This window comes from Embleya hyalina, from assembly GCF_003967355.1.
Classification (GTDB): Bacteria; Actinomycetota; Actinomycetes; order Streptomycetales; family Streptomycetaceae; genus Embleya; species Embleya hyalina.
The window spans coordinates 262,720-288,648 of the sequence record NZ_BIFH01000019.1; the positions used below are offsets into that span (position 1 = coordinate 262,720).

The 25,929-nt window shown below is 72.2% G+C and carries 23 protein-coding genes and 1 pseudogene; 13 read left to right on the forward strand and 11 right to left on the reverse strand.

All coding sequences use genetic code 11. The annotated features are described in order from the left end of the window. The first annotated feature begins 66 nt into the window (after positions 1-66). Positions 67-354: a hypothetical protein gene (locus tag EMA17_RS18450; RefSeq protein WP_126638150.1), complete on the forward strand. Its 288-nt coding sequence runs from the start codon at positions 67-69 to the stop codon at positions 352-354. Positions 355-520: 166 nt separating this feature from the next. On the opposite strand, the gene EMA17_RS18455 is transcribed toward EMA17_RS18450, so the two are convergent. Beyond that, positions 521-1,585 (reverse strand): right-handed parallel beta-helix repeat-containing protein, encoded by a 1,065-nt coding sequence (locus EMA17_RS18455; RefSeq protein ID WP_126638151.1) that lies wholly within the window; start codon positions 1,583-1,585, stop codon positions 521-523. A gap of 404 nt (positions 1,586-1,989) precedes the next feature. Then, positions 1,990-2,616, reverse strand: coding sequence for a TetR/AcrR family transcriptional regulator (locus EMA17_RS18460; RefSeq protein ID WP_126638152.1), 627 nt, complete (start codon positions 2,614-2,616; stop codon positions 1,990-1,992). A 123-nt stretch (positions 2,617-2,739) separates the two neighbouring features. Here EMA17_RS18460 and EMA17_RS18465 point away from each other — a divergent pair, with 123 nt between their 5' ends. After that, a complete protein-coding gene (locus EMA17_RS18465) occupies positions 2,740-3,834 on the forward strand; it encodes a Gfo/Idh/MocA family protein (RefSeq protein WP_126638153.1) in 1,095 nt (364 codons plus the stop codon). A gap of 217 nt (positions 3,835-4,051) precedes the next feature. On the opposite strand, the gene EMA17_RS18470 is transcribed toward EMA17_RS18465, so the two are convergent. Beyond that, a complete protein-coding gene (locus EMA17_RS18470; RefSeq protein WP_126638154.1) occupies positions 4,052-4,732 on the reverse strand; it encodes a response regulator in 681 nt (226 codons plus the stop codon). 251 nt (positions 4,733-4,983) lie between these two features. Between EMA17_RS18470 and EMA17_RS18475 the strand changes: the two genes are divergently transcribed. The 4 genes from EMA17_RS18475 (at position 4,984) to EMA17_RS18490 (ending at position 9,300) form a co-directional block, all read left to right on the forward strand. Beyond that, positions 4,984-5,955, forward strand: coding sequence for an ATP-binding cassette domain-containing protein (locus tag EMA17_RS18475; RefSeq protein WP_126638155.1), 972 nt, complete (start codon positions 4,984-4,986; stop codon positions 5,953-5,955). Continuing rightward, complete coding sequence (locus EMA17_RS18480) at positions 5,952-6,761, forward strand: ABC transporter permease (RefSeq protein WP_126638156.1); 810 nt, start codon at positions 5,952-5,954, stop codon at positions 6,759-6,761. The genes EMA17_RS18475 and EMA17_RS18480 overlap by 4 nt, the downstream gene beginning before the upstream one ends. A gap of 122 nt (positions 6,762-6,883) precedes the next feature. Further along, on the forward strand, positions 6,884-8,557 hold the full coding sequence (locus EMA17_RS18485) for a sensor histidine kinase (RefSeq protein WP_174861390.1): 1,674 nt from the start codon (positions 6,884-6,886) through the stop codon (positions 8,555-8,557). 77 nt (positions 8,558-8,634) lie between these two features. Further along, a complete protein-coding gene (locus EMA17_RS18490) occupies positions 8,635-9,300 on the forward strand; it encodes a nitroreductase (RefSeq protein WP_126638157.1) in 666 nt (221 codons plus the stop codon). Positions 9,301-9,636: 336 nt separating this feature from the next. Here the strand turns inward: EMA17_RS18490 and EMA17_RS18495 are convergent, their stop codons facing one another. Genes EMA17_RS18495 through EMA17_RS18510 form a run of 4 tightly spaced genes read right to left on the reverse strand, consistent with a single transcriptional unit; the run spans position 9,637 to position 12,489 of the window. After that, complete coding sequence (locus EMA17_RS18495) at positions 9,637-10,467, reverse strand: aldo/keto reductase (protein ID WP_126638158.1); 831 nt, start codon at positions 10,465-10,467, stop codon at positions 9,637-9,639. Between the two features lie 11 nt (positions 10,468-10,478). After that, on the reverse strand, positions 10,479-10,826 hold the full coding sequence (locus tag EMA17_RS18500; protein ID WP_126638159.1) for a nuclear transport factor 2 family protein: 348 nt from the start codon (positions 10,824-10,826) through the stop codon (positions 10,479-10,481). Next, on the reverse strand, positions 10,823-11,242 hold the full coding sequence (locus tag EMA17_RS18505) for a GlcG/HbpS family heme-binding protein (protein ID WP_126638160.1): 420 nt from the start codon (positions 11,240-11,242) through the stop codon (positions 10,823-10,825). Before EMA17_RS18505 ends, EMA17_RS18500 begins: the two co-directional genes overlap by 4 nt. Before the next feature lie 47 nt (positions 11,243-11,289). After that, complete coding sequence (locus tag EMA17_RS18510) at positions 11,290-12,489, reverse strand: MFS transporter (protein ID WP_126638161.1); 1,200 nt, start codon at positions 12,487-12,489, stop codon at positions 11,290-11,292. Between the two features lie 489 nt (positions 12,490-12,978). On the opposite strand from EMA17_RS18510, the gene EMA17_RS18515 reads away from it, so the two are divergent. The 5 genes from EMA17_RS18515 to EMA17_RS53345 all read left to right on the forward strand — a co-directional run bounded on the left by EMA17_RS18515 (position 12,979) and on the right by EMA17_RS53345 (position 19,152). Next, positions 12,979-13,464, forward strand: a complete 486-nt coding sequence (locus EMA17_RS18515; protein WP_126638162.1) for a MarR family winged helix-turn-helix transcriptional regulator — start codon at positions 12,979-12,981, stop codon at positions 13,462-13,464. Between the two features lie 632 nt (positions 13,465-14,096). Further along, positions 14,097-15,086 carry an agmatine deiminase family protein gene (locus EMA17_RS18520; RefSeq protein WP_126638163.1) on the forward strand — a complete coding sequence of 330 codons (990 nt, stop codon included), beginning with the start codon at positions 14,097-14,099 and terminating at the stop codon, positions 15,084-15,086. A gap of 219 nt (positions 15,087-15,305) precedes the next feature. Then, entirely contained in the window at positions 15,306-16,478 is a 1,173-nt protein-coding gene (locus tag EMA17_RS18525; RefSeq protein ID WP_246126748.1) for an agmatine deiminase family protein, read from the forward strand. Next, positions 16,475-17,347, forward strand: a complete 873-nt coding sequence (locus EMA17_RS18530; RefSeq protein WP_126638164.1) for a DUF4436 family protein — start codon at positions 16,475-16,477, stop codon at positions 17,345-17,347. The genes EMA17_RS18525 and EMA17_RS18530 overlap by 4 nt, the downstream gene beginning before the upstream one ends. 71 nt (positions 17,348-17,418) lie before the next feature. Continuing rightward, on the forward strand, positions 17,419-19,152 hold the full coding sequence (locus tag EMA17_RS53345) for a serine/threonine-protein kinase (RefSeq protein ID WP_246126749.1): 1,734 nt from the start codon (positions 17,419-17,421) through the stop codon (positions 19,150-19,152). 435 nt (positions 19,153-19,587) lie between these two features. Here EMA17_RS53345 and EMA17_RS18540 read toward each other — a convergent pair whose 3' ends face one another. Together EMA17_RS18540 and EMA17_RS18545 are read right to left on the reverse strand one after the other, a co-directional pair. Then, entirely contained in the window at positions 19,588-20,133 is a 546-nt protein-coding gene (locus EMA17_RS18540; RefSeq protein WP_126638165.1) for a GNAT family N-acetyltransferase, read from the reverse strand. Further along, on the reverse strand, positions 20,130-20,588 hold the full coding sequence (locus EMA17_RS18545; RefSeq protein WP_126638166.1) for a helix-turn-helix domain-containing protein: 459 nt from the start codon (positions 20,586-20,588) through the stop codon (positions 20,130-20,132). Before EMA17_RS18545 ends, EMA17_RS18540 begins: the two co-directional genes overlap by 4 nt. Positions 20,589-21,089: 501 nt before the next feature. Here EMA17_RS18545 and EMA17_RS18550 point away from each other — a divergent pair. Further along, positions 21,090-21,995, forward strand: a complete 906-nt coding sequence (locus tag EMA17_RS18550) for a hypothetical protein (RefSeq protein WP_307721547.1) — start codon at positions 21,090-21,092, stop codon at positions 21,993-21,995. Continuing rightward, positions 21,977-22,971, forward strand: a pseudogene (locus EMA17_RS18555) (IS5 family transposase). Before EMA17_RS18550 ends, EMA17_RS18555 begins: the two are co-directional and overlap by 19 nt. A gap of 19 nt (positions 22,972-22,990) precedes the next feature. Here EMA17_RS18555 and EMA17_RS18560 read toward each other — a convergent pair. Both EMA17_RS18560 and EMA17_RS18565 read right to left on the reverse strand, forming a co-directional pair. Next, positions 22,991-23,839 (reverse strand): inositol monophosphatase family protein, encoded by an 849-nt coding sequence (locus EMA17_RS18560; protein WP_126638167.1) that lies wholly within the window; start codon positions 23,837-23,839, stop codon positions 22,991-22,993. Between the two features lie 1,207 nt (positions 23,840-25,046). Then, positions 25,047-25,646, reverse strand: a complete 600-nt coding sequence (locus EMA17_RS18565; RefSeq protein ID WP_126638168.1) for a lytic polysaccharide monooxygenase auxiliary activity family 9 protein — start codon at positions 25,644-25,646, stop codon at positions 25,047-25,049. Positions 25,647-25,929: the final 283 nt, after the last annotated feature.

The window sequence follows — 25,929 nt, forward strand, 5'->3', positions numbered from 1 at the left end:
GCGGCGGGGGTCGCCCAACCGGTCACCCCGCCCGATGAGGCGAACCGGCCGATCGACCAAGGGCTGTTGGCCGCGCCGCACGGACCGCGCGCGGTCGCCGCAGCGGAACTTCCCGAAGCCGCGGCGCCGGTCCCGGTCCCCGGCCGCGCGGCGGCCGCGCTCGCCGCCACGTTCGGCGGCGGGCTCGCCCTCGATCGTCATCTCGACGCGCGCGAGTCCCACGCGTCCCGCGAGGTCGCCGCCGGCTGCGGGCAACGGGTGTACGGCGTCCGGCTCCACACCGTGAAAGCGCTCGTCGACTCCGTCGCCCTCGGTGCCCCGGTCCGTGCGGGGGAGCCCTCCGGTGACCGATGACCGTTCGTTGGCGGGACCACGCGCCGGATAGGCGGGCGTACGCCGACGTCACCGCCCCGGCCACCCCTCGATATGCGCCGCTCGCCCGGTGTGGCGGTGTCCGGCCGGCGCTGCCGGTACGACCGGCGCCGGAGGCGACCCGTCCGTCCCCCGCGCCGTCCGAATGCTAGGGCTCGTAGGTGTTGACGCCTGTAGCCTTGACGGACTTGCACGTGCGGCCGGTGTCCGACCCCGACAGCACGGCCGACCCCTTCTTGTTGTAGTAGTCCACGCTGTAGGTGTTGCCCGAGAACGTGTTACCACCGCTTCCGCAGGTGTCGGCCCTCGGGAACACCCAATAGGTGAACATCCCGTGGTTGCCGTTCCCCCGAACCTTCCCCTCGTAGTCGCGACCCTTCTTGAACACGTTGTTCCGGACCCTGTTGCCGCTACTGCCATCGGCCGCTCGGACGGGGTCGCCGGACACGACCTGGAAGGTGTTTCCCTGCACCAGATTCTCGTTGCTCCCCGGGGTCTTCTGCGCTTGGTTGAAGGCCAGGTAGACACCGTGGGTGTTCCCGCGGCCCTCCTTGTTCTCGAGGTTGACGAATAGGTTCTTGGTGATCTTGGCCTTCGAAACGTAGTTCAGGTGTACACCGGCATAGCCTTTGCCGCCCTCGACCCAGGCATTGCCGATTTCCTTGAAGGTGATCCCGTTGACCACGAGCCCTTTGACCGGACCGTCCTTCTTGGTTCCCGTGGCCTTGATCCCGCCGTCGCCGTAGCGCTGCACGGTGTAGGGCCCCTGGAAGTTCAGCTTGGGCGACGTCGGACCGACCTTCATCCAGTACCCGTCCTTGGCCGCCCGCCCGTCGAAGGTGACGGGCCCCGTCCCCGGTTGAGCCTTGATGGTGACGGTTCCGGAGGCGATACCCGGCGCCCACTCGACCCCGGCATCCGTGTAGGTGCCGCCGCGGAGCATGATCGTCGCGTTCTTCGTGTGCCTGGCCGCGAGTACAACCTGGGCGTCCCGCAGGGACCCGACCGGACTCTGCGCAGAGAGACCGGCATTCCCGGCCGTCCGCTGAAGCGAATTCCCCGAAAGGTCGGCCGACGACGACCCGTCGGAGCCGACGTACACGGTGACATCCTCGCCCACGGCAGGGGCGGCCGACGCCTCCGGCACGCTCGGCACGAGGATCAATACGGCCGCCGCCAGGCCCGGCAGAGCGATGCGCGGATGTTTGCGCATGAGCGTTCCTCCCCGAATCAAGGTCATGTGAGACACGAGGGCGAAGTGCGTCGCTGCCGCTCGTATGCCGAGGACGCTGCCGTGTTCACAACGCGATCCGCAAGCACTTCACCCTGTTCGGGACTGTTCGGGACTGTCCGGGACAGCCTCTCCACCCTGATGCCCCGCCCCGCCGAGGCGCCACGGGCTCTCCCGGGCGGGGGCGAGCATGCGTTCGGTTCGGCTCGGGCGGGGGCGCGTACGGCCGAGGAGTGGCCGGGGCCACAGGCGAGTTCCGGGGGCGGGTGACCGATAGGCGTCGTCGTGGTCGCACTGTTGTGGAAACGACCGCGGTCGCGATGACGAACACGCGGCTCCCGATCATCACGGCCTCATGGCTCCCCGCACCACGGGTGACGGACCACTCACGCCGTGCCGCGGGGCTCGGGGTCGGCCGGTGCGCGCAGTCCGGTCAGGATGATGCGCAGGTTTCGGCGCCATTGGTCGGCGCTCGGTTCGAGGCCGATGGTGTGATCGGTGGGGATGGCCGTGGCGAGTACGAAGGGGACGTCGCGCCAGTCGATGTCGTCGCGGATGACGCGGGTTCGTTGGCCCCGGCGGACCAGGTGACGGACCGCCGCACCGAGGCGGGCGATGTGCGGCTCCAGGTCCAGGCGGTCCTCGCCGCGGCCCGACAACACGTCGTGCAGGCCGCAACTCGACGTGCGCAGTCGTACGTACGTCTCGGCGAACTCGACGAATCCCTGCCACGCGTCGGGGGCGTCGAGCGCACTCCGGGCCCGTTCGGTCATCTCGTCGATGGTGTCGGTGAGGATGGCGACGAGCAGGGCGTCCAGTGACGGGATCCGGCGATACAGCGTGCCCAGGCCCACGCCCGCGCGTTGAGCGATGTCGCGGGTGGTGATGGCGAGTCCCTGCTCGTCCAACACCTGACGGGTCGCGGCGACCAGGCGCTCGACGTTGCGTCGTGCGTCCGCGCGCGGGCGGGTCTCGCCGTCGGCAAGCAGCGCGGCGACTGCGGATTCGTGCACGTCCGCAGCTTAGGCCGTATGCGGTCGGTCCGGTCCGGCGAGACGGGCAAGCGGGTCATCGTGTTCCGGTTCTGCTATCGTCAGACAAACGGAACACGATGACCCGGTTATGGAGGTACGAGCATGCCCGAGCCGATCGGCGTCGGAATCCTCGGCGCGAACCCGGATCGAGGATGGGCCGCCCGCGCGCACATCCCCGCGATCTCCGCGTCGGAGCACTTCACGCTCGCCGCCGTCGCCACCACCCGCAAGGACAGCGCGGAGGCCGCCCGCGTGCGATTCGGCGCGCGCCACGCGTTCACCGACGCGCGCCGGCTCGCCGCGCATCCCGACGTCGACCTCGTGGTGGTCACGGTGAAGGTGCCGGCACACGTCGAACTGGTCACCGCCGCGCTCGACGCCGGCAAACACGTGTACTGCGAATGGCCCCTGGCCACCACGGCCGACGAGGCCGCCGCGCTCGCCGCCGCCGCGCGGCGGGCGGGTGTCCACGCCACCGTCGGCCTGCAGGCCCGGTTCTCGCCGGCCGTACTCCGGGCGCGGGCGACGATCGCCGAGGGCCGGCTCGGCACCGTGCAGTCGGCGACCGTGTACAGCTCCCGCGCCAAGGGCAACACCCGCGACGTCCCCGACTGGACGGCCTACACCTACGACCACCGCAACGGCGCCGGCCTGGTCGAGGTCCTCGGCGGACACGCCCTCGACCTCGTGCGATACCTGCTCGGACCGCTCCGTGACCTGACCGTGCGCACGGCCATCCGCACCGAGGGGCACAACGTCGCCGAAACCGGCGCGCCGATCACCGTCACCGCGCCCGACCAGTTCCTCGCCCACGCCGAAGTCGACGGCGGCGCGGTCGTGTCCGTCCACCTGCGGGACGGCGCCACGGCCACTCCCGGGACGCGGGTCGAGATCGCCGGCACCGCGTCGAACCTCCTTCTGACCTCCGCGCCCGAGCACGACCCGTGGGCCGCGCAGATGCAGATCGGCCGACTCGACCTGTACGAATCCCGTGCCGAACGGCCGGAGTGGACGCCCGTTCCACTCGACCCGGATCCCGCCGAGGCGTTGCCGATCGAGGCGGCCAACGTCGCGCGGATGTACGAGCGGCTCGCCGCCGACCTTCGCGAAGGCACGCACACCACGCCCGACTTTCACGCCGCCCGGGAACTGCACGCGCTCCTCGAGCGGGCACCCCGACCCCGCCTCCGGGCCTGATCCCGGCCGCATCGTCGAGGACCGCCCAGGGCCCGTTTCGAGGGGCGCGCCGTGGACAGTTCGGACATCGTGCGGACTCGCCGGCGCCGACCGTCCGTCGGCCGTCCGTCGCGGACACGTGGACGTCCCGGCGCTCTCTCGCCGACCCACCGTGAGAGGTGGGCGTCGGACCTCCGTCCTCCGTGACCGCCCGGCGCTCGCGCGCCCGGCCCCGGAATCAGCCGCGGCGTGAGGGGACCAAGCCCGCGTCGTAGGCGGCGATGGCCGCCTCGACCCGGTTGCGGGCGCCCAGTTTCGCGAGTACCGCGCTCACGTGTGCCTTCACCGTGCCCTCGACCAGGTGCAGTCGGCTCGCGATCTCTGCGTTGGACAGCCCCGTCCCGAGCCCGGCCAGGACCTCGCGCTCCCGATCCGTGAGCCGCTCCAGCGAGCGGTGGGGATGTGCCGCGCGGTGCGCGCGCATTCCGGCGACGACCCGACCCGCGACCCGAGGGGACAGGTAGGCCCCACCGGCCCCCACCGCACGTACCCCGTTGAGCAGTTCCCTCGGGTCGTCCGCCTTCAGCAGGAAGCCGTCGGCGCCCTCCTCCAAGGCACGGGTGATGTACTCGTCCTGACCGAAGGTCGTCAGCATGACGACACCGGTCGCGGTCCGCTCCCGGTGGAGCAGCGCCGCCGCCGTGAGCCCGTCCAGGCCGGGCATTTGGATGTCCAACAGGACCACATCGGGCCGATGCCGGCGGGCGAGCGCGACGGCCTCGTGCCCGTCACTCGCCTCGGCGACCACCTCGATGTCCGAAGCTCTGGCCAGGATGGCCAGCACCCCCGCCCGGACCATCGCCTCGTCGTCGGCCACCAGGACTCGGACCGGCCGATCGCCGGGTGTGGTAACTGCCATGCGGGGAGCCTACGGTCGGCGTGCCGCGGCGCGGACGGGGAGAGCCCGGATCCGCCCCGAGCCGGGGTCCACCCCCGACGAAGGGCAGGACATCCCTGCCGTTCGACCGATGGGCACCGGCACCGCGGATTCCTTAGCGTCGCTTTCGTACGAGAAACGAAGCGGACTACCGGGGCCCATCGTGCGTCGGTGTGCGCCGCTCGACTTCCGCGAACCCGCCTCCGCGGTCGGCGGCCGACACGAAGGACTCCGTGATCACCGTCCGAGGACTCACCAAACGCTACGGCCACACCCTCGCCGTGGACGACCTGACCTTCGATGTCCGGGCCGGCCGGGTGACCGGCTTCCTCGGCCCCAACGGGGCCGGTAAATCCACCACCATGCGGATGATCCTGGGCCTGGACCACCCCACGCGCGGCGACGCCCTGATCGCCGGCCGGCCGTACGCAAGCCTGCGGCGGCCGCTGTGCGAGGTCGGCGCGATGCTGGATGCCCGGGCCGTGCACCCGGCCCGTTCCGGCCGCGCGCACCTCGTCGCCCAGGCCCGGGCCAACGGAATCCCGCCACGGCGCGTGGACGAGGTTCTGGAACGCGTGGGCCTGACCAAGGCCGCCCGGCGACCCGCCGGCACGTACTCGCTCGGCATGAGCGGGCGACTGGGGGTGGCGGGCGCGCTGCTCGGCGATCCGTCCGTGCTCGTCCTGGACGAGCCGGTCAACGGCCTCGACCCGGACGGCGTCCGGTGGATCCGCCGGCTGGTCCGTGAGCAGGCGGCGCAAGGACGCACCGTGTTCCTCTCCAGCCACCTGATGAGCGAGATGCAGCTGACGGCCGACCACCTCGTCGTCATCGGACGTGGCCGGCTTCTGGGCGACACCTCCATGACGGCGTTCCTCGCCGCCGCGTCTCCGGCGTCGGCGCGCGCGGTGGTGCCCGACCCCGAGGACAGAGCGGCGCTGATCCGTTGCCTGACGAACGTCGACGGGGTGAACGTCGAGACGTCCGCGTCCGGCGAACTCATCGTCGAGGGCCGCACCGCCGCCGAGATCGGCGACCTGGCCCACCACCGCCGAGTCCGGTTGCACCAGCTGAGCGACGTCGAAGTCTCGTTGGAGCAGGCGTACATGGACCTGACCGCACGCAGCGTCGAGTACACCACGAGCGGCAGCGCCGCGGAGACGACCGCCGCGCTCGCGAAGCCGAGTCGCGGGGGACGACCGTGACCGTCCCGGCGACACCCGTCAGGGGCACGGACCCGCCACACACCGTCCCCGGGACTCCCGACCGGGGCGCCCCCGGAGGCTTCGCCGGGGCCGTCGCCGCCGAGTGGACCAAACTGTGGTCCGTCCGAGCACCCTGTCTCGCTCTTGCGGCGGGCCTGGCGATCACCGGTGTCTTCACCTACTACTACGCTTCGATCGCCCGCATCAACGAGCATCCGGTACAGCCCGTCGGGAACGCGGCGGCCTCCTCCGTCGCGCTCGTCCAGTTCACCGTCGTCGTCCTGGCCACGGTCGCGGTCACCTCCGAGTACACGACGGGCAGCGTGCGGGGTTCCCTGCTGTCGGTGCCCGCGCGGCATCGGATCCACGCCGCGAAGGCCCTGGTGGCGGCCGTGGTCGCGTTCGTCGCCGGCACCACGTTCGCCGTCGTGGGTGCGGCGGTGGCCTGGGTGGGGTTCGACGGACGGGCCTCCTTCGCGGCCGGCCCGAGCCTTCGTCAGGTCCTCGCGATCGGTCTCTACGAGGCGTTGGTCGCCGTGCTGAGCACCGGGGTGGCGTTCGCCACGCGTCATCCGGCGGGCGCTCTCGCGATCCTGGCCACACTCCTGTGGGCGCTGCCCGGCATCCTCCTGGGCCTGGGCGGCCGGACGCTCGCGGACCGGTTGCCGCACGGTGCGGGCGACCACTTCACGCGTCTCGAGCCCGAGGCGCCGTACGGGCCGGTACCGGCGGTGCTGATCGTGGCGGCGTGGGCCGCGGCCGCGCACCTGATCGGCCTGTACGTGCTGCGTCGACGGGACGCCTGACCCCGGCGCCGCCGGCGGCCCGAAGAGCTCGCCGGGCCCACTCCCGAGCCGGGCGTCGGGGGACGTCCCACAGAATCGACCCGAACAGTGAAGACACGAGCCGGAAGGACGGTCGACGCAACATGCCGTACATACGAATGCCCTCGGTCGGACTCGTGTGCGGCGACGTGGCCCTGTGGAGCGTGCTCGCCGCCGCCACCGGCTACGGGTTCCGGGACGCGGGCGCGGTGGCCTCGCCGGTCCGGGACCTGGGTCTGCCGCTGGCCGTCCTGGCGGTGGCCGTGCCGCTGTCCCGCCGCCGGCCGGGGACCGCGGTCGTCCTGGTCAACGGACTGTGCGCGCTGGGTATGGCCGACACGGCCACCCCCGCGAACGCCCAAGTCCTCTCGCTGGCCGCCCTGAGCTGTCTGCTGGGGGCCCGGGTCTCCGCCGCATGGCGCCCGCTCCTGGTGCTGGCCGGCTGCCTCGCCGTCGATCTCGCGACGTGCGCGGTGCTGCGGACGCAGGCCGTGTGGTGGCTCTACGCGTCGACCGTGCTGCCCGCCGCTCTCCTGTTGCCCTGGCTGGTCGGACGGCACTGGCGTGGCCGGCGCGAACTGGTCCGGGAAGGCTGGCGGTTGGCCCGCAGTCTGGAGGAGCGCCAGCACCTGGTCGCGGAGCAGGCGCGGTTGACCGAACGCGCGGACATCGCGGCGGACATGCACGATTCCCTCGGGCACGCGCTGAGCCTGGTAGCCCTGCGCGCCGGCGCGCTGGAACTCTCTCCCGACCTCACGGACCGCGACCGCACCGACCTCGCCGAACTGCGCGGGACGATCGCGGACGCCGTGGAGCAACTGCGCCAGACCGTCGCGGTCCTGCACGACCCGGCCGGAAGGGGCCTGCCCGTCACCGACACCGTCGAGGACCTCCTCGCACGGGCGGCCGCCTCCGGTGTGCCGGTGTACTGGGAACGGCACGGGGCGATGCCCGTACTGTCCGCCCTGGTTCAAGGGGGTATCTACCGGGCGGTGCAGGAGGCGCTCACCAACGCGGTGAAGCACGCGCCGGACGGTGAGATCCGGGTGCGGATCTCACACGAGGCCGACCGTACCCGCGTGAGCGTCGTGAACGCCGCTCCGCCGGCCGACCGGCCGGCGTTCGCGGCCGAGGGCCCGATGGCCGGCGCCGGTGGCCGGGGCCTGACGGGGCTCAGGGAGCGGGTGACAGTACTCGGCGGTTCCCTGCGGACCGGCCCGTACCGGGGCGGATTTCGCGTCACCGCCGTCCTCCCGCACCAGGTCGCGGCCTCGCCGAGGGCACGATCGGGGACGGTGCCCGCCCCCCGCGGGCCGCACGCGGGATCCGCCCACCCGAGTACGGACGCCGTCGTACCGGAGTCCGTCGAACGGCTCGCCTCCGTACGACGTGCCGCCCGTTGCCGCTCCGTCGCCGCCTTCGCGGCTCCTGTCGTCGCGGCCGCCTTCTTCGTACCCTCGGCCGTCTACCTGGCGTGGCAGTTGACGACCAGCGTGCTGCCGCCGTCCCGGTTCGACGAGCTGACCATCGGCCGACCCCGCGCCGAACTCGCTTCCCTGCTGCCGGACCACGCCTACCCCTACCCGCCCGACCACGCGCGTTCCGCACCTCGACCACCCGGTGTCCGCTGCGAGTTCTACCGATCCGGTCGTGATCTGTCGACCGAGGTGGACCTCTACCGGCTCTGCTGGTCCGGCGACACGCTGGCGACCAAGGACATCATTCCCGCGAGCCGGCCGACGGATCCGCGACCACCGTCCGTACCGAGGAGGAGCTGAACCGGAACGATCCGGGGCCGGCGAAGATCACCACCGACCGACAGGTCGAGCGACATCGAGTGAGAGGACGAGATCACGTGGACGTGTATGAAGCCGTGGACGGTCGCCGAGCCGTGCGCGCCTTCGGCGACGAGCCGGTACCCCATGAGGTACTCGAACGCGTGCTGACCGCGGCGACGCGGGCTCCGTCGAGCGGGAACCTCCAGCCGTGGCACACCTATGTCGTGGCCGGCGAGCCCCTGGCCGAACTGAAGAGGCGCGCGACGGCCAGGGCACTCGCGGGCGACCCGGGCGACGAGCGGGAGTATCCGATGTACCCGGCCGAACTGGCCCCGCCGTATACGGAACGCTTCGCCGCCGCGGCCGCCCAGCGCTACGAAGCGTTGGGCATCGAGCGCGACGACCCCGAACGGCCCATGAAGATCGCCGCCTTGAACTCGCAGGCATTCGGGGCGCCGGTCGTGCTGTTCTGCTACCTCGACCGGACGATGGGTCCCGGGCAGTGGGCGGACGCGGGGATGTACCTGCAGACGGTCATGCTGTTGCTGAGAGCGGAGGGGCTGCACAGCTGTCCGCAGGTGATGTGGACGATGTATCGCAAGACGGTCGGCGAGATGGTCGGAGCCGACGAGAGGCTCGTGCTGTTCTGCGGTGTCTCCGTGGGATACGAGAAGGAAGGGGCGCCACGCCCGCGCACCGGGCGGGCGGACACGACGGAAACAGTGAGCTTCATCGGAATGTGACCGTCGGACGGTCGGGGCGACGGGCGGCGTCTCGTACACGGGCGAGCCGTTCGACGGACTCGGCGTCGGTCCCGATCCCGGCCTCGGGAGCGGTGGGCTCGGGTGGGGAAGTCGAGCAGGATCTGTCGGCCGGCCCGGGATGTGAGGCTGCCGTACGCGTCGTCGAAGGGCGGTTTCCCGACCTCGGTCGGGACGCCGTGCTTCCGGTCGGTGGCGTTCGGCCTGGTCGCCGGGTAGCCGAGTCGGGTGAACACCTGGCTCAGGGAGACGTCGACGCCCGCTGGGGGCCGGCCGAGAGGGGCCGGCCCGCGGCGGGCTTCGGGTGGGGCGGCTCGGTCAGTTGAACCGGTCCGGGTGGGGGCCGGTGCGCAGGCCGCGGTCGCCGGCGGCGATGGCGGCCATGTCCTCGTCGGTCAGCCGGAAGTCGAAGACGTCGAGGTTCTGGCGGATGCGCGCCGGGGTGACGGACTTCGGGATGACGATGTTGCCGAGCTGGAGGTGCCAGCGCAGGACCACCTGGGCCGGCGACTTGCCGGTGCGGACGGCGATCGAGGTGATCGCCGGGTCGTCCAGGACGGCGCCCTGGGCGAGCGGGCTCCACGCCTCGGTGGCGATGCCGTGCTCGGCGTGGAAGGCGCGCAACTCGGCCTGCTGGAGGCCCGGGTGCAGCTCGACCTGGTTGACGGCGGGCACCAGCGAGCCGTTGTCCAGCAGGCGCCGGAGGTGGGCGGGCTGGAAGTTGGACACGCCTGCCGCGCGGATGCGGCCCTCCTCGGCGAGGCGCTCGATGGCGCGCCAGGAGTCGAGGTAGAGGTCGCCCTCGGGGGCGGGCCAGTGGATCAGGTACAGGTCGACCGTGTCGAGGCCGAGTTTGCCGAGAGCGGTGTCGAAGGCGCGCAGGGTCTTGTCGTAGCCCTGGTCGGCGTTCCACAGCTTGGTGGTGACGAACAGTTCCTCGCGCGACAGCCCGGACGCGGCCAGGGCGCGGCCGACGCCGGTCTCGTTGCCGTAGATCGCGGCGGTGTCGATGCTGCGGTAGCCGGCCTCCAGGGCGGAGGTGACGGCGGTGGTGGTCTCGTTGTCGGGGACCTGGAAGACGCCGAAGCCGAGCTGGGGGATCTCGACGCCATTGTTGAGCTTCACGGTGGGGACGATGGGGTTGTTCATGGTGCGCGCTTTCAAAGGGGGCGGTCGGTGAGGGTGTAGCGGACGGTCTGGGCGCTGATGAGTCCGTCGCGGAAGACGAACGTGTCGGTGCCGTCGGTGACCCGGTGGGTGACGGTGGCGGCGGTCCACCGGAGGAACAGCACACCGCCCGCGAACCGCGGGTCCAGGTGCCAGTCGGCATCCGGGAGATCGGCCAGGAGGCGGCCGATGACCCGCCGGACCCCGTCGTGGCCGCGGAACGCGCCCTCGGGGGTGATGAGGACGGTGTCCTCGGTGTAGTTCCCGGCGATGTGGTCGAGGTCCCCGGTGCCCAGACGCCGACCGTGGTCGGCGAAGACCTCCTGCGGGGTGCGGGTCACCGGGCGAGTTCCGTCAGCGCGGCGGTGGCGAAGGAGTGGTCCTGCTCGGGGGCGCCGCCACCGAGGCCGATGGCGCCGACGAGCCTGCCGTCGCGGTGGATCGGGACGCCGCCGGCGATGAACAGGAGCGGTCGGTCGAGCGCGGTCGGCAGGGTGTGGAACGGTCCGTCCGGCTTGACGAGGTCGACCAGGTCGGCGGTGGGGGCGCCCAACTGGAGGGCGGTGTACGCCTTGCGAGTGCTGGTCTCGCCGGAGATCAGCACGGCGCCGTCGTCGCGGAGGAAGGCGAGCGGGTGGCCGCCGGCGTCCAGGACGGTGACGCTGACCGCGACCCCGGCCGCCCGGGCGGCGCGGCGGGCGGCGGCGACGAGGGTCTCGGCGTCGGCGGTGGTCAGCGGGGTGAGGGTGGTGCTCATGGTGGCTCTTCTCCTGGAAGGAACGGGGACGGGGAACGCGGGGGCGGTCAGTGGTGGACGGCGATCGGGGTGGGAGCGGCGGCGGGGGCGCTCTTCCGTACGGGGGTGCGGCGCTCGAGGGCGGCGGACCAGAGGGCCAGCAGCAGCGCGGCTGCGGCGAGTAGTGCGCCGACCCAGTTCGGCGCGGTGTAGCCGAGTCCGGCGGAGATGACCATGCCGCCGAGCCAGGCGGCGAGGGCGTTGCCGAGGTTGAAGGCGCCGATGTTGACGGCGGAGGCGAGGGTGGGCGCGCCGTGCGCCTGGTCGAGGACCCGCTTCTGCAGCGGCGGGACGGTGGCGAAGCCGAGTGCCCCGACGAGCAGGATGGAGACCGCGGCGAGGATCTTGTTGTGTGCGGTGAAGGTGAACAGGGCCAGCACGACGGCGAGTCCGCCGAGGGAGGTGTAGAGCATCGGCATCAGCCTGCGGTCGGCGAATCGGCCGCCGAGCAGGTTGCCGAGGAACATCCCGACGCCGAACAGGACCAGCAGCCAGGTGACGGCGCCGTCGGAGTACCCGGCCGTGTGGGTCATCATCGGGGCGATGTAGGTGATCGCCGCGAAGACGCCGCCGAAGCCGAGGACGGTCATCGCCATGGCGAGCAGGACCTGGGGGTTGCGGAACGCGGTGAGCTCGCGGCGCAGGTGGGCGCCTTCTGGGCGGGGCATCGGCGGTACCAGTTTCGCGATGCCGAGCATGCCGATCACGCCGAGCGCGGCGACGCCGGCGAAGGTGACGCGCCAGCCGACGGCCTGGCCGATGTAGGTGCCCAGCGGTACGCCGACGATGTTGGCGACGGTGAGGCCGGTGAACATGGTGGCGATGGCCCCGGCCTTCTTGTCGGGGGCCACGAGGTCGGCGGCGACCACCGAGCCGATGCCGAAGAACGCGCCGTGCGCGAGGGAGGCCACGATGCGGCCGGCGAGCATCACGCCCATGTTCGGTGCCACGGCGGAGAGCAGGTTCCCCGCCACGAACAGGCCCATGAGGATCATGAGCATCGTCTTGCGACCCATCCGGGTGCCGAGCACCGTCATCAGCGGGGCGCCGATGACGACGCCGATCGCGTAACCGGTGACCAGGAGCCCTGCGGAGGGGATGGACACCCCGTAGTCGCCGGCGATCTCGGGCAGCAGACCCATGATCACGAACTCGGTGGTGCCGATCCCGAAGGCCCCGATGGCCAGGGCCAGGAGCGCCAGAGGCATGGTGTGCCGCCCTCCATACGATTGCAGTTGCGTCCTACGTGCTCCGACAATAGTTGCATGCGCTGGCTAATGCAAGTGCGGGCATTTGCTTGGCGCCGATGATGGGCGATGGCGGGGGGCATGCGGGCGCGGGTGGAGCCGTCGCCCGCCCGCCGGCGCGGGCGTATCGCGCCCGGACGGTCGGCGGTGCCGCAGGTCGGCGGTGCCTCGGGTTGGCGGTGCCTCGGGTTGCGGTGCCTCGGTCGGCTCGCTCGGCGAGTCGCGAGTCGCGGAATTCGATGGGGTCGATGAGGCGTTGCCGGGGCTGTCGTCGAGCGGGGCGTCCGGGTCCGGTGCCGAGCTCCCGGTGCGGGTCGCCCGGTGAGGTTCATCGGCCGCGCATCCCGGCGGCGTGGAAGGAAAAACTTGTATGAGCGGGATACATGCGCTGGCCGATAATTGCGTGAGGGCTTATCCTGGGGGCCGACGTACCCGGAAGGAGCCTCGCCCATGACCGCCACGGACCCCGCGCTGACCGCCCTCGCCAACGGCTGGGCCGCCCTCTACCTCCTGGCCGGCCGGATCGAGGCGCACATCGAGCGCGCCCTCCAGGCCGAGCACGACCTGAGCGTGCGGGAGTACTCGCTGCTCGACGTGCTCAGCCGCCAGCACGACGGCGAGGGCGGCCACCTGCAAATGAAGCAGGTCGCCGACGCGGTGGTGCTCAGCCAGAGCGCCACCACCCGCCTCGTCACCCGGCTGGAGGACCGCGGCCTGCTCTCGCGCTACCTCTGCGCGACCGACCGCCGCGGCATCTACACCGACGTGACCGGGCCCGGCCTGGAACTCCTGGAAGCGGCCAGGCCGACCAACGAGGCCGCCCTCCGGGAAGCGCTGGACGAGGCCGCCAAGAACCCCGAGCTGGCCCCGCTGGTCGACACCGTCGAGGAGATGAACACGTCGCGACGGCTCCCGGAGCCCGCCGCCACGCGCTGAGCACGCCGAAGCCCCGGGACCTCGCCAAGGCGACCCCGGGGCTTCGTGCCGACCACCGCTGCCCGTCCCCGATCGGGCCCACCCCCGGAGCGGCCCGCCGACGTCGGTGACCAAGAGGGCGGACGCCCCCACGAGGAGGCCCCGCGGTTGCGCCGCGCGCCGGCCGCCGCAGCGCGCACCCGCTGCGCCGCCCGCCCGCTCGCCCAGCGAGCCGAGCCGGACGTGCGGCGGGAAGCGATGGACCACCGCCAACCGAGCACCACCCACCTCGCGGTACTACCGGCCACATGCCGCCGCGAGGCCGTCGACCGGGTCGGCGCGATGCGGTTCGACCGCCACGGCCGGCGCGTGTGGTGCATGGCGCCGGCGTCGCCGCTTCGGCGGACCGCCCGGCGAGGACGGCTTCCGGGGGCGCGCCGGCCGTACTCCTCCGCCCGGAGGGTCGAGCCAGGAATTGACTGAATATTCAGTAAGTGAGACCGTATGGTCACGGTGCTCGGAGTTCGCGATCGCAATCCTCGCGCGTCCGCGCCCGCCGCCTCGGATGCGCCGGGGGCCACGGAGCGGTTCTCCCGCACCCGCTCTGCACGCGCCGCGATCCGTGCGGCAGCACGACCGGTTGGAGGTCTCCCATGTCCGATTCCCGTCCCGCCCGCAGCGGCATCCTGCGTGCCCTGGGATTCGGCGCCGCCGCGGGCAGCACGTCGCCCGCGCCCGGCGACCTCGGCCTGCGGAGACCCGCCGCCGGCGTGCCACACGTGCGGGCCCGGATGTCGTGGCCGGCGAGCCGGTCGATCCGGGGCCGGCGGCCCACCGGCGTGCGGCGGGACATCGCGCTGATCGCCCGGACCGTCGTGGGCCGCGAATCGGTGATCGTGTGCACGATCGACGAGGACGCCGCGGCCGATGCCCGGGCGCACGGCGGCCCGGGCGTCCCGGTCGTCGTGGAGATCCCCACCGACGACCTGCGGATGCGGCGCGGCCGCGCGGTGTTCCGCACCGACGGTGCCGGGCGCACGGCCGCCGTCGGCCTCGACGTCGACGGCTTGGGCCGGGCCGGGTTCGTCGGCGAGGGCGGGGCAGTGGAGACGGACGGCGGCGGCGCGGTCATGGACACCGAGAGCAGCTTGGCCGGCAGGAACCGCGACCGCGCTATGTCCACGATGATCCGGGTGCCCGGCATCAAGGGCCGCGACATCACCGACGACCGCATCGACCGCACATCCCGGTGCGTCCGGCCCCGCGTCGTTACGGCGCGGGTGCCGCCGGGGGGCCGCAGGGACGCCCGGGCCCGCGACGCCCGCGGACGACTCGCCATCCTGGCCACGGCCACGGCCACGGCCACCGATGCCAAGCGACGGCGCCTGCGAGTGGTCACCTCGAAAGGCCCGAAGGACACCCGTTCGACGAATTGCGACCCGGTCGACTCGTGCCTGAACCTCCACCCGGTCGGCGGCGGGGTCGTCACGGCGCGGTTCCGCGACCGGCGCACCGACGCCGCGGCCCGCTCGGCGCTCGCCGGCGCGTTCCCCGGGCGTGTGCTGGTCCGCCTCGACGTGGACCGCCCGACGGGCGTCGGTGGGGGCATGCACTGCTCGACCATGCGGCAGCCCCCCGCGTGACGCGTGCGGGTGCGGCGTCGTCGGGCGCGTCTTCGGGTGGTCCCGACACCTCATCCGTTCGCCGCACGCCACGGCCGTAACCGGCGCGCAAAGTCCGCATTTGCGGCAAATATGCGGCTACGTTGATGCCCTGCCCACCCTGGACCGGCCGCGGCCGAACACCCGCGTCATCGAAGGATGGATCCTTTGCCCGAATTGCCGATGATGCCCCGTCGGGCGATGTTGCGTTCCTTGGCGGGAGCGGGCGCGCTCGCCCTCGGCGTGACCGCATGCTCCGACTCCACGGACTCCCCGGGCTCCTCCGGCACGACCGCGCCCGGGTCGTCCCCGCCCGCGACGTCCGGCGGGACGGGCACGGTGCCCGAACCCGCGGTCTCGGCCCGGCGGTTCGGCGCAGAGTGGGACAGCCATGTGCGTACGTTCATGTCCTGGCCCGCCGCGACCGGCATCTGGGGCGACGACCTGCCCGCCGTGCGTGAGGACATCGCCCGGGTGGCCCGCGCCATCGCCGCGACCGAGCCCGTCGTGCTGCTCGCCCGCCCCGACCAGGCGGACGCCGCGCGGCGAGCGGTCGGCGCGGACGTCGACGTCGTGCCCATGCAGGTCGACGACCTGTGGGCACGGGACACCGTCCCGGTGTTCGTCGAGGAGGCCGGTACCGTCCACGGCGTCGACTTCAACTTCAACGGGTGGGGCGACAAGCAGTCCCACGAACACGATGCGCGGGTCGCCCGCGAGGTGTCGGCCAAGTACGGCATCCCGCTCGACCGGACATGGCTCGTCGCGGAGGGCGGATCGTTCGAAACGGACGGCGTCGGCACGCTCATGGTCACCGAGAGCTCCATCGTCAACGACAACCGCAACCCCGGCAGGACCCGGCAGCAGATCGAGGACGAACTCGAACGGGTGCTCGGCGTCACCAAGGTCATCTGGTTCGAGGGCGTCCGCAACCAGGACATCACCGACGCGCACGTCGACTCGCTCGCCCGGTTCGTCGCACCGGGCGTCGTGCTGCTGGACAAGGCGTTCCCCGGCGAGCCCGCCGACTCGTGGTCGCGCTCGGCCGACCAGGCGAGAACCGTCCTGCGGGACGCCACCGACGCGCGCGGCGAGCCCATCCGGGTCGTCGACCTGCCGCAGCCCGACCCCGAGCGCATGACGGCGCCGCCCGGCGACGACTTCGTGTCCTCGTACGTCAACTTCTTCATCGGCAACAGGGCCGTGTTCCTGCCGCGTTTCGGCGACAAGGCCGCCGACGACCGCGCGCGGGGCATCCTGCGCGACCACTTTCCCACCCGCGACGTCGTCATGGTGCGGATCGACGCGATCGCCGCCGGCGGCGGCGGGATCCACTGCGCGACGCACGACCAGCCGGGCACCCCGCCGGCATGACACGGCCATCCCGTCCGTCCTGGAGCCGAGGCCGCCCCGCGGCCGCGGTGGCCGCCGCGTTGGCACTGGGGGTGGTCCTCGTGGTGGGCGTCTGGCTCCAGGTCGGCGAACGCATGGCCCTGGACACCCGTCATCGCGCGTCGAGTTCGGCGCCCGACAGGGTGGACGTGCGGGCCTCGGTGCAGCGCGTGGACGCGACCGCGCGCGAACTCGTCCTGCGGCTGCTCGTCACACCGCGCGGCAGCCTGGCCGAGGACGACGGTTCCGCCCCTGCGGTGGGTCTGTCGCTACAGACCTCGCCGGAGGTGCGCGGCGACCTGAACTTCCCGGCACACACCCGAATCTCCACCGTGGACCTGCAAGTCGCCCTCGGCGGAGGGTCGGTCTCCGACTACCCGTTCGACGACTACCGGACCGTGCTGGAGTTCGCCGCGCAGGCCGGCGGCAGACCCGTCCCGGTGAACATGACGCTGAGCAACAGCGACGCGCTGTTCGCCCTCGACGTCGACGCGAGCACCGACGACGGCGTGGCGGTCTTCGACCTCGGCATCGAACGTTCGGGAACCGTGCTGCTGTTCGGGGTCTTCATGATGGTCGCGATGTGGGCCCTGGCGATCGCCGTCCTCATCGGTGCCAGGACGTTGGTCGTCGGCCGTCGCGGCCTGGTCTGGCCGGCCCTGGGGTGGATGGCCGCGACGCTGTTCGCCCTGGCGGCGTTCCGCAACACCGCGCCCGGCAGCCCCCCGATCGGCTCGCTGCTCGACTACCTCGCCTTCCTGTGGGCCGAGGCGATCGTCGCCGCGTCCCTCACGGTCACGGTGCTGGTCGGCGCCGCGGTGGAAAACCGTGCCACGGCCGAGAAGAGCTGAACTCCGCGACCTCCTACCGAACGCCGCCCCGCCCCCTGCCCGTTTCCCGCCCGCCCCTACGGAGACCACCCGTGCGCCCTGCCGGCGACCCCCCGATACCGCCGCCCTTCCCGTCCGCCTTCCAGCCGCTCGCGTCCGGCGACCCCCGGGACATCGGCGGGTACCGGCTCGCCGCCCGCCTCGGGGCCGGCGGCATGGGACGCGTCTACCTCGCGCACACGCCGGGAGGACGACCGGTCGCGTTGAAGGTCGTTCGCCCCGAGTACGCCGAGGACCCGCAATTCCGGGCCCGGTTCGCCCAGGAGGTGGCCAGTGCCCGGCGCATCCACGGGCTCTACACGGCGCAGGTGGTCGACGCCGACGCCCACGCCGACGTGCCGTGGCTGGCGACGGCGTACGTGCCGGGTCCCTCGCTGCGTCAAGTCGTCGAGAAATACGGCCCGTTGCCGACCCGAACGGTGTTGTTGCTGGTCTGCGGCATCGCCGAGGCCCTTCGGGAGATCCATCGCGTCGGTGTCGTGCACCGGGACCTCAAGCCCGGCAACGTGATCGTCGCCGCCGACGGGCCGCGCGTCATCGACTTCGGCATCTCCCGCGCCGCCGACGCCGTCGCGCTCACCGGCACGGGCATATGCGTCGGCACACCCGCCTTCATGGCTCCCGAGCAGGCCGTGGGTGGGCACGCCACACCTGCCGCCGACGTGTTCGCCCTCGGCGCGTTGGGCGTGTTCATCGCGGGCGGAGTGCCGCCGTTCGGTGCCCGCGCGGACAGCGCCCAGGTGTATCGGCTCCTGCACGATCGGCCCGACCTGGGCAAGGTCGTGCCCGAGTTGCACGACCTGCTGGGGCGTTGCCTGGCCAAGGATCCCGCCGCGCGGCCGACGCCCGCCGAACTCGTCGACCTGGCGCGCGCCCACCCCGCGGCGGGCGATCCCCTTCGGTTCACCGACGGCTGGCTTCCGCACCACGTCGGCGCCGAGATCGAGCGGCGGTCGAACGCCGCCGGACCGGGTCCCGCCCCGCGGATGCCCGACCAGGCGCCCCCCGGCCACCCGGGGCCGTCCCTCGGCCGTGCCGCCGACGGTCGCCCGCTCGACGGGACCGTCGTGGACCCCGGGCAACCGGATCCGCGGGACACCTCGCCGCCGCCGGGTCTGCCGCCGACCGGGGCCGGGCGTGGACGCGGGGCCGGGCGTGGCCGCGGGCGGACCACTGTCGGGGCCGTAGTGGCCGGCCTCGTCGTCGCGGCCGTCGGCAGCGTCGTCGGGCTGTCGCTGCTCGACGAACTCGACCCGGACCCGGACGACACGGCGGCCGCGTACCAGGCTCCCGCGGTGCCCGCCGTCTCCCCGATGCCCACCACCGCGCCGCCGGGCTCCTCGTCCGCGTCGCCGCCGGTGTCGTCGCCGGCGACACCGGCCGAGTCCGGCTACACGGCGATGTACGCGGAGGCCACGCTGACCGCGCCCGACGAGGGGTACGACTTCGACATCGCCTCGGGCAGCGTGCGCCCTGCGGAGTCCACCAGGTGGGCGATCGGGCACAACAACGGCGAGTTCCTGATTCCCGCGGGCAGCGACGCCGCCGTGATGCGCGCCGAGACGCCGACCCCGACACCGGAGGAGTGCGTGGCCGCCCTCGACAGACGCCCGACCGGGATCGTCGCGTTCCGCGACGTCGCGCCGGGACGATCGTTCTGCGTCCGCTCGCGCACGACGCGCGAGTTGGCCCTCGTGCGCGTCGTCGCCGCGGCGGGCGGCTCGCCGGTCGAGGTCGGCCTGACCGCGTACCGCCCGCGACGCTGACCACCCCCGCGCGCGAACGCCCCGAAGCGTCGTACTCGGAAACGCCGGTCGCCCCGGTTGCCCGGTCGGCGCGTCGGCTCGCAGCCGAGACGCCGACCGGGGCGACCGGTCTCGGTCACGCCGAGCGCAGCGCGTCCGTGATGACCTCTGGCGCCGTCTTGGGATGCGTGTGCGGGATGTACGAATCCTTGATGCCTTGGTGCCGGTGGCGATCGGCTCGACGTCCTCTGCGGCGGAGGTGGCCGAGGAAGTCCCCGCCGCCTCGGCGGCCGACGACGTTTCGAAGGGCCTGGAGATCGCCCGGGCCGCCCACGGACGCAACCGCGTCTGTGGTGGTGCTCGTGGCGATGCCGCTAGGCACCCGATCGATTGCGTGTTCGGGGCCGTGACGCCCTCACGTCACCGGAGATTCGGAGTGTGCTGACGGGCACGGGCTCAAGCGGGCGGCATGGCCGAGGACCACACGCCGAACCACTGCTCCGCGCCCCACTCCTCGAACCGTTCCAGCTCGGTGAACCCCAGCTTCGCCGCGACGCGCATCGAGCCGGCGTTGGCGGTCCGGGTGTCGAGCACCACCGGCGCACCGGGCAGCACGTCGGCGAACCAGTCGAGTGCCGCCGTGCATGCCTCGGTGGCGTACCCGTATCCCCATGCCTCCGGCAGGAACAGGTAGCCGAGCTCGGTCTCCCCGGCCTCCGGACGGCAACCCGGACGCTCCGGGTCGCGCGGGTCGAGCTGGATCGTGCCGATCACAACTCCGTCGAGCTCGACCACGAAGAAGCCGGGGCGCCGCCCCGGGATCTCGGGCACCGTGTGTTCGAGTTCATCACGCGGCCTGGGGCCACCGATGTAGGTGCCCACCTCCGACGAGGCGAACAGTTCGATGACCGCCGCGCGGTCCCGGGCTTCGGACTCGCGGAGTAGAAGCCGCTCGGTCTTGATCGGGGCAGGCGGCCACGGGAGGGCTCTGGGGTCGATCACGTCGGCCAACGTAGCCAACGGGCTCGGAACCGTTCGCGTGTGGTCGGTGAACGGCCGCACGACGAGTTCCGTTCCCGGGGGCGGGGGGACGGCCGTGGACACCCGTCGTACTCCCCGGAGCGCAGCGGAACTTGCCGGGAGGTTGCGCCGGGAGCCCGCGCCCCGCCGCGCGTGACGATCCGGGAACGCTCGGCCCCGGTGATCCGCCGTTGCGGCCGGCCGTCCCCGGGCCGGTCGCCGAAGTCGTCCGGGCCCTGCTCGTTGAACCGGTGCAGCCGCCGTCGCACGGTCTTCGCGTCGCGCCCCGCCGAGCGGCCCAGCTGCGCCACGCGCGGACCTTCCCGGCTCGGTCTGACGATCCTCGCCCGCAGGACGCAATTGCCGGGTGCGTGACGCGCCCCGGCCGACCGTCGGATCCTCTCCTCCTCATCCCCGGTCACGGGCTGACGGGCCATCAGAACCTAACCATGGTCCGGGCGTGGGGTACTCGGGAGCTTTCATCGTGGCGCGGGCCGATCGGCCGTTGCCGGACGACGGCGCGTCGGAACCCGGTACGCCACCGCAACGAGATTTCGTGGGTTGTCGCCACTCGCATCGCCTCCCATGCCGAAGGAAACGGCTTCCTGTCAGGCGGGGCTCGGTGCCTGACCGTGGGGCGCTCGTCCGGCCCGACGGCTCTGGACTCGCGGCACGTTGGGAGGAGACCGGATCTCTCGAATGGCCGGCCCCGCCGAAGTGCGATGATGCGGCCGATTCCCCTCCGGAGGGCCTTTGTTCGTTCTCGTGTGTGCGGGATGCGATGCCGAGTTGACTGTCGCGTTGTCCCGAGTCTGCCTTCCGGTCCACGCCCGCCAGGTGTATGGCAACGGCGCCCGGCTTCCGGTGCTCATGGAATCGGGCACGTGCGCATTGGACCCCCACCCCTGGAGGCGACCACGGCGCACGGAGCGCGAGACTTGTGCGCGCCTGCCGATGCCCTCCCCGGCGAGGAGTGCGCCGACATCGTCATCGCGCCCGGCGCCATCCGCGGAACCCGGCTGATCCCCGACGTGCGCGGCGGTGCCTGCTGTGGTGTCGACGGCGGGGGCGGCCCCAACCTGGCCTGCACGGCGTGCGGCCTTCCCGTGGCCACCAGGATCGACGACTGTTCGCTGTGGCAGGCGGTGTGGCTCGACCCGCACGCCGTGCACCCCGTCCGCGTAGGCGGGATCGACCCCGCGCCGTCGTCCTGGGAGAAGTTGACGGGGAAGGGGGAGGGGACGTGCCCGGTCGTGCCGATCGCCACGTGGAACCCGCAACGGGAAGCGGCGGCCGGCCAAGCTCTCGCCCACCTGCTGGTCGCGTCCGAGGGACGACCGGTCGGGGTCCCGGACGGCCTGACCGCCGACATGTTCCGACACACGCTCGCCGCCGTGTTGCCCGCGGGCCCGCCGGAGCAATGCGCGTTCCTGGCCGGACCGGGCCACCCCATCCCAGACGCGAGCGCGATCGTCCTCGTGCCGGTCCATCCGCAGACCGGCCGCGTCTGGACCGCCACCGGGCCGGCCGCGTCGGCATACCCGGTGCCGCTGCCCCTGGGGGTGTGGCTGTGGCTGACCTCCCCCCGTCCACACCCGCCGATGCCCGCCTCGGGTCGTCTACCTCGGGACGTCCTCCGGGACGACCCACCGCCGCCGCTGCCCAACGGCCCTTTCCGGGCCGACCGGGGAACGTTCGAACACACCCTGCTCGGGCTCCCCGGCGCTCACGCCCGGCAACTGCGCGAAGTCCTCACGCACCGCGCATCCGTCGGTCTCGCCCAGCGCCTGTGCGGAGTTGTGATCACTTGCCGTGGAACACTCGTGTGGCGAGACGTGAACTGAGTGATGCGGACTGGGTGTTGGTGGAGCCGTTGCTTCCGATAGGTGGGTATGGACCGTAGTCGCTCCGGCTGCGGGACCAGTTCGAGGGCGTGATCTGGCGGTTCCGTACCGGGAGTCAGTGGCGGGAGATGCCGGCGGAGTTCGGTGCCTGGTCCACGGTCTACGGCCGGTTTCGGCAGTGGCGCGATGCCGGGATGTTCCAGGCTCTGATGGAGGTGCTGATCGCTTTGGCCGCGCGGCGTGGGCAGCTGGACCTGTCGCTGGTCAGCGTGGACTCCACTACCGCCCGCGCGCATCACGACGCCGCAGGCGCGGGTGAGTGAGGATGTCTTGGCCGCCTTGGAGACGGTCGAGCGGTCAAAGGGGGCCACAGGAAGGGACAAATGACTCAAGAAGGCGCGGAAGAAAGCGACGTAGTCGACCCCGCCCGCACGGAGCGGCGCCGGGTTCGCCGACGGCGCCGCGCGCTGCTGAGGGCCGCCGCCCTGGGGCCTTCGCGGGCGGGCTGACCAGCAAGGTGCACTTGGCGGCCGAACGGCGCTGCCGTCCGCTGTCCTTCATGCTCACCCCCGGGCAGGCTGCCGACAGCCCGCAATTCATCGCCGTCCTTGCGGGCATCAAGGTCCGCGGTCCGGTGGGCCGGCCGCGTACCCGGCCCGACGCCGTCGCGGCCGATATGGCGTACTCCTCCCGCCGCAACCGCGCCCATTTGCGCAGCCGTGGGATCACTGCGGTCATCCCCGAGAAGGCCGATCAGTTCGCCAACCGTAAGAACAAGGGCCGCCGCGGCGGACGGCCCGTGGCCCACGACGCCGGGCTCTACCGCGACCGCAACACCGTCGAACGCCTGATCAACAAACTGAAGGCGCGGCGCGGCATCGCCACCCGTTACGACAAGAGCCCCGAGAGCTACCTCGTAGCACTCCACCTCCGTGGCGCGGTCATCTGGCTCCGCAGCCTCCGCCCCGTCAACTGATCACGCCCCCGCACCGGCCCTATTCCCCATCGGCGAGAGCCTGCCAGTCGCGGCTGCGCGGCAAGTCCTTCACCAACTGCACGAACGCGTCATGCAGCCGGCCGTTGGTGACCAGCACCGACATGTCACCCTCCAGCACGGGCGTCCCTCCCAGATCGGTCACCCGGCCGCCTGCCTCCCCGACGATGACCGGCATCGGAGCCACATCCTCGTAGCCCATCGGCGGACCGGCGATGACGCCGGCATCGGCCCAGCCCGTCACCAGGGCCGCGATCATGCCGCTCGAAGGGACCAGGAAGACCCGACGGTGGAGCGCGGAGAGGAGTTCCTCCGGCCAGCCCGCCGGGTTGTGCATCAGCGTCCTCGCCCCGCCCAGGCCGGTCCGCTCCGAGACTTGAGCGCGGCGGCCCGACCGAAGGTCCAGGTCGGTACCGGACAGTACTCGGCAGCCGAGGCCGCGGCCCGCCACCACCATCTGCCGGCTCAGCGGCATGTTGATCACGCCGATGGCCGGACCGTACTCGTCCTCGTAGGCAAGATCGTTCGTGAACAGAGGGACCCGGTGAGTGAAGTACGTGGTGCCGTTGATGGGGTCGATGACCCAACGCCGTCCCGATGTCCCACCGGTCGAGCCTCCCTCCTCACCGAAGACCCCGTCGTCCGGCACCCGGCGGGTCAACTCGGCCCTGATGAACTCCTCGACCGCCACGTCGATTTCGGTGACCTCGCTGCCGTCCTCCTTGCGCCGGCTGTGCCAGTCGCCGCCGAAGAATCCCCGCGCGGACATCCGTCCGGCACGAGCGACCAGGCGAACGGCGAAGTCCAGAAGCTCTCGGTCAACGGGTGGGGCGTCGAACACGTAGTCCATCCGCCGAGCCTTTCACGACCTCCACGACCGCGTGGAGCCAGATCAACTACTTACGCCGCGGAGCCAACGTGATCACGACTCCGCACAGGCCCTAGCGCCGCCGTGCAACCGTCGCGGGAGATGGCTCGCCCGACTGGCCCGAGCGGCCCGACCGGCCTGCGCGGGCACGGCGGCACCCGGTGATCCGCCGATCGGTGATCTCCGACTCTCGGCATCCGCGAGCCGGACCCCGACCGGCGCCCGCCGATCGAACTCCGCCACGAACCCTCCAGGTTCCCCAACCGGAACCGCGACCCACCCGACGCACCAGAACCGTGTGTCACTCCAGGTCGCGGACCTCGCTGCGGCGACCGCCGGGCCCGTGCGAGGCCGGCTTCATCGTGACGGTGTGGGTGGTCCTGCGGCCGGTCCCATATCCGGGTGGCGAGCCGTGCGGAAGGACGGCGCACGGCGGAGCGAAGTTCGGGTCCGAATCCCGCTTCTGCCCGTGCCGTGAGGGCTCCCCGCACATCGTGCGCGAGCACGGTGCGCCGGCCGTGGTCGACGCCCGCCGCGAGAACGGGACGTTCAGCGCCGTGTTCGCCGTCGATCCCGCGGTGCGCAAGGCCGCCGGGACCCGGGGCCGGAGTCGTCGGATGCCGACTGGCCACTGCCCGCACCGAGGAACCGACGTGACCGAATCCGCCATCGCCATCGCCACCGCCCGCGACACCTATCGGTCCGCAGGTTCCGCAGCGGACCGCGCGGCGGTGCGGGACGTGCTGTGCCACATCCACGTGGGCTGTCTCGCGGGCGACCGCGAGCGCATCGACGGCCATATCCACATCCGCAGCCACCCCGGTGCGACGATCCGGAACTCGGCCTCCCTGTTCCGCTGTTCGGCCGCGCCGACCCGGACCGGGTCCGCGCCGAACGATCCACCGGCGAGGACACCCCGCGGGTCGCCGCGATCCACGCGTCCAAGGTGGTCGTCGACGTGTGGGGGACGTCGCGTCGGCTCGCTACGAGACGCGCGCCGAGTTCGCCCCGGCGGCCGGCGGCGGCGTCGCGGCGCCCGAGTCGATCCGCGACACGGCGGTCGCCCGGCGCTTGGACGGCGGGGGGGCTCGTGGTGCACGACCACGTGGACCTGGCGGCCCGATCGGACCGCACGGGTCCGGCGGCGTGGCCCCTGGGCCGCGCCGCCGGACCCGTACTCACGCCGGCGTCAGAACTTGACGTCCGAGCACGAGTAGAACGCGTTGTTGGTGTCCGCCACGTCCCAGACGGCGAAGACCACCGCGCGGCCGGTGCGCCCGGCCGGCAGCGTGCCGGTGTGCGAGGTGAGCGCGGCCGGCTGCGCGCCCTGGTAGGGCACGGTCAGGAACGGCGTGCTCTCCAGCTGGGCGCGGGTGATCGGCGTGGTGGGGTCCCAACTTGACTTGGTGACGTAGTACCGGAACGTGCTGGTCGAGTGGCGCGCCGTGATTTTCCAGTTGAAGGTCGTGGAAGCACCCGAAGTCACAGCTGTGGCGGGCCAGTTGCCACCGCGCGGGTCGTCGAGCGGAGACCAGCGGGCGTCGGCGCCGGCGCACAGCTTGCCGTCGGCCGGGCCACGCGACGGGTAGCCCTTGGGGCCCTCGACGCTCATGGGCTCCCACTGGATCTGGCCGCAGTTCCGGACCGTGCCGTTTCCGCACAGCGCGGAGCGGCTGGCCGGGCCGGTGACGAACCCGTGGGACGCGGCGGGGCTCGCCAATATCAGTGGGGCGGCGACAGCGGACGCCGCCAGTGTCGAGACGGTCGACACGATGGTCCTCTTGCGCATGGAACTCTCCTCGTGGGCGAAGACATGCGGAGACAGTCGAACCGCTCGGACACCGGCGGCAGCGGTGACGGGGACGTCGCACGGTGTCCGAGCGTGATTTGCCGGGGACGTGCGTCCTCAAGGTAGAAGGACCGGATCCCAATAGGCAATGGTCTGGACCATTCTCGTTTGGGAGAGTCGGCGGTGAAACGGTCCATGCGATGTCCGAAAAACGATGTTTGCAGGACGGCAATTGCTCGGCCCTGCTGAGGCCGTATCCTGGATGGAGCGTCATATGCGGAAC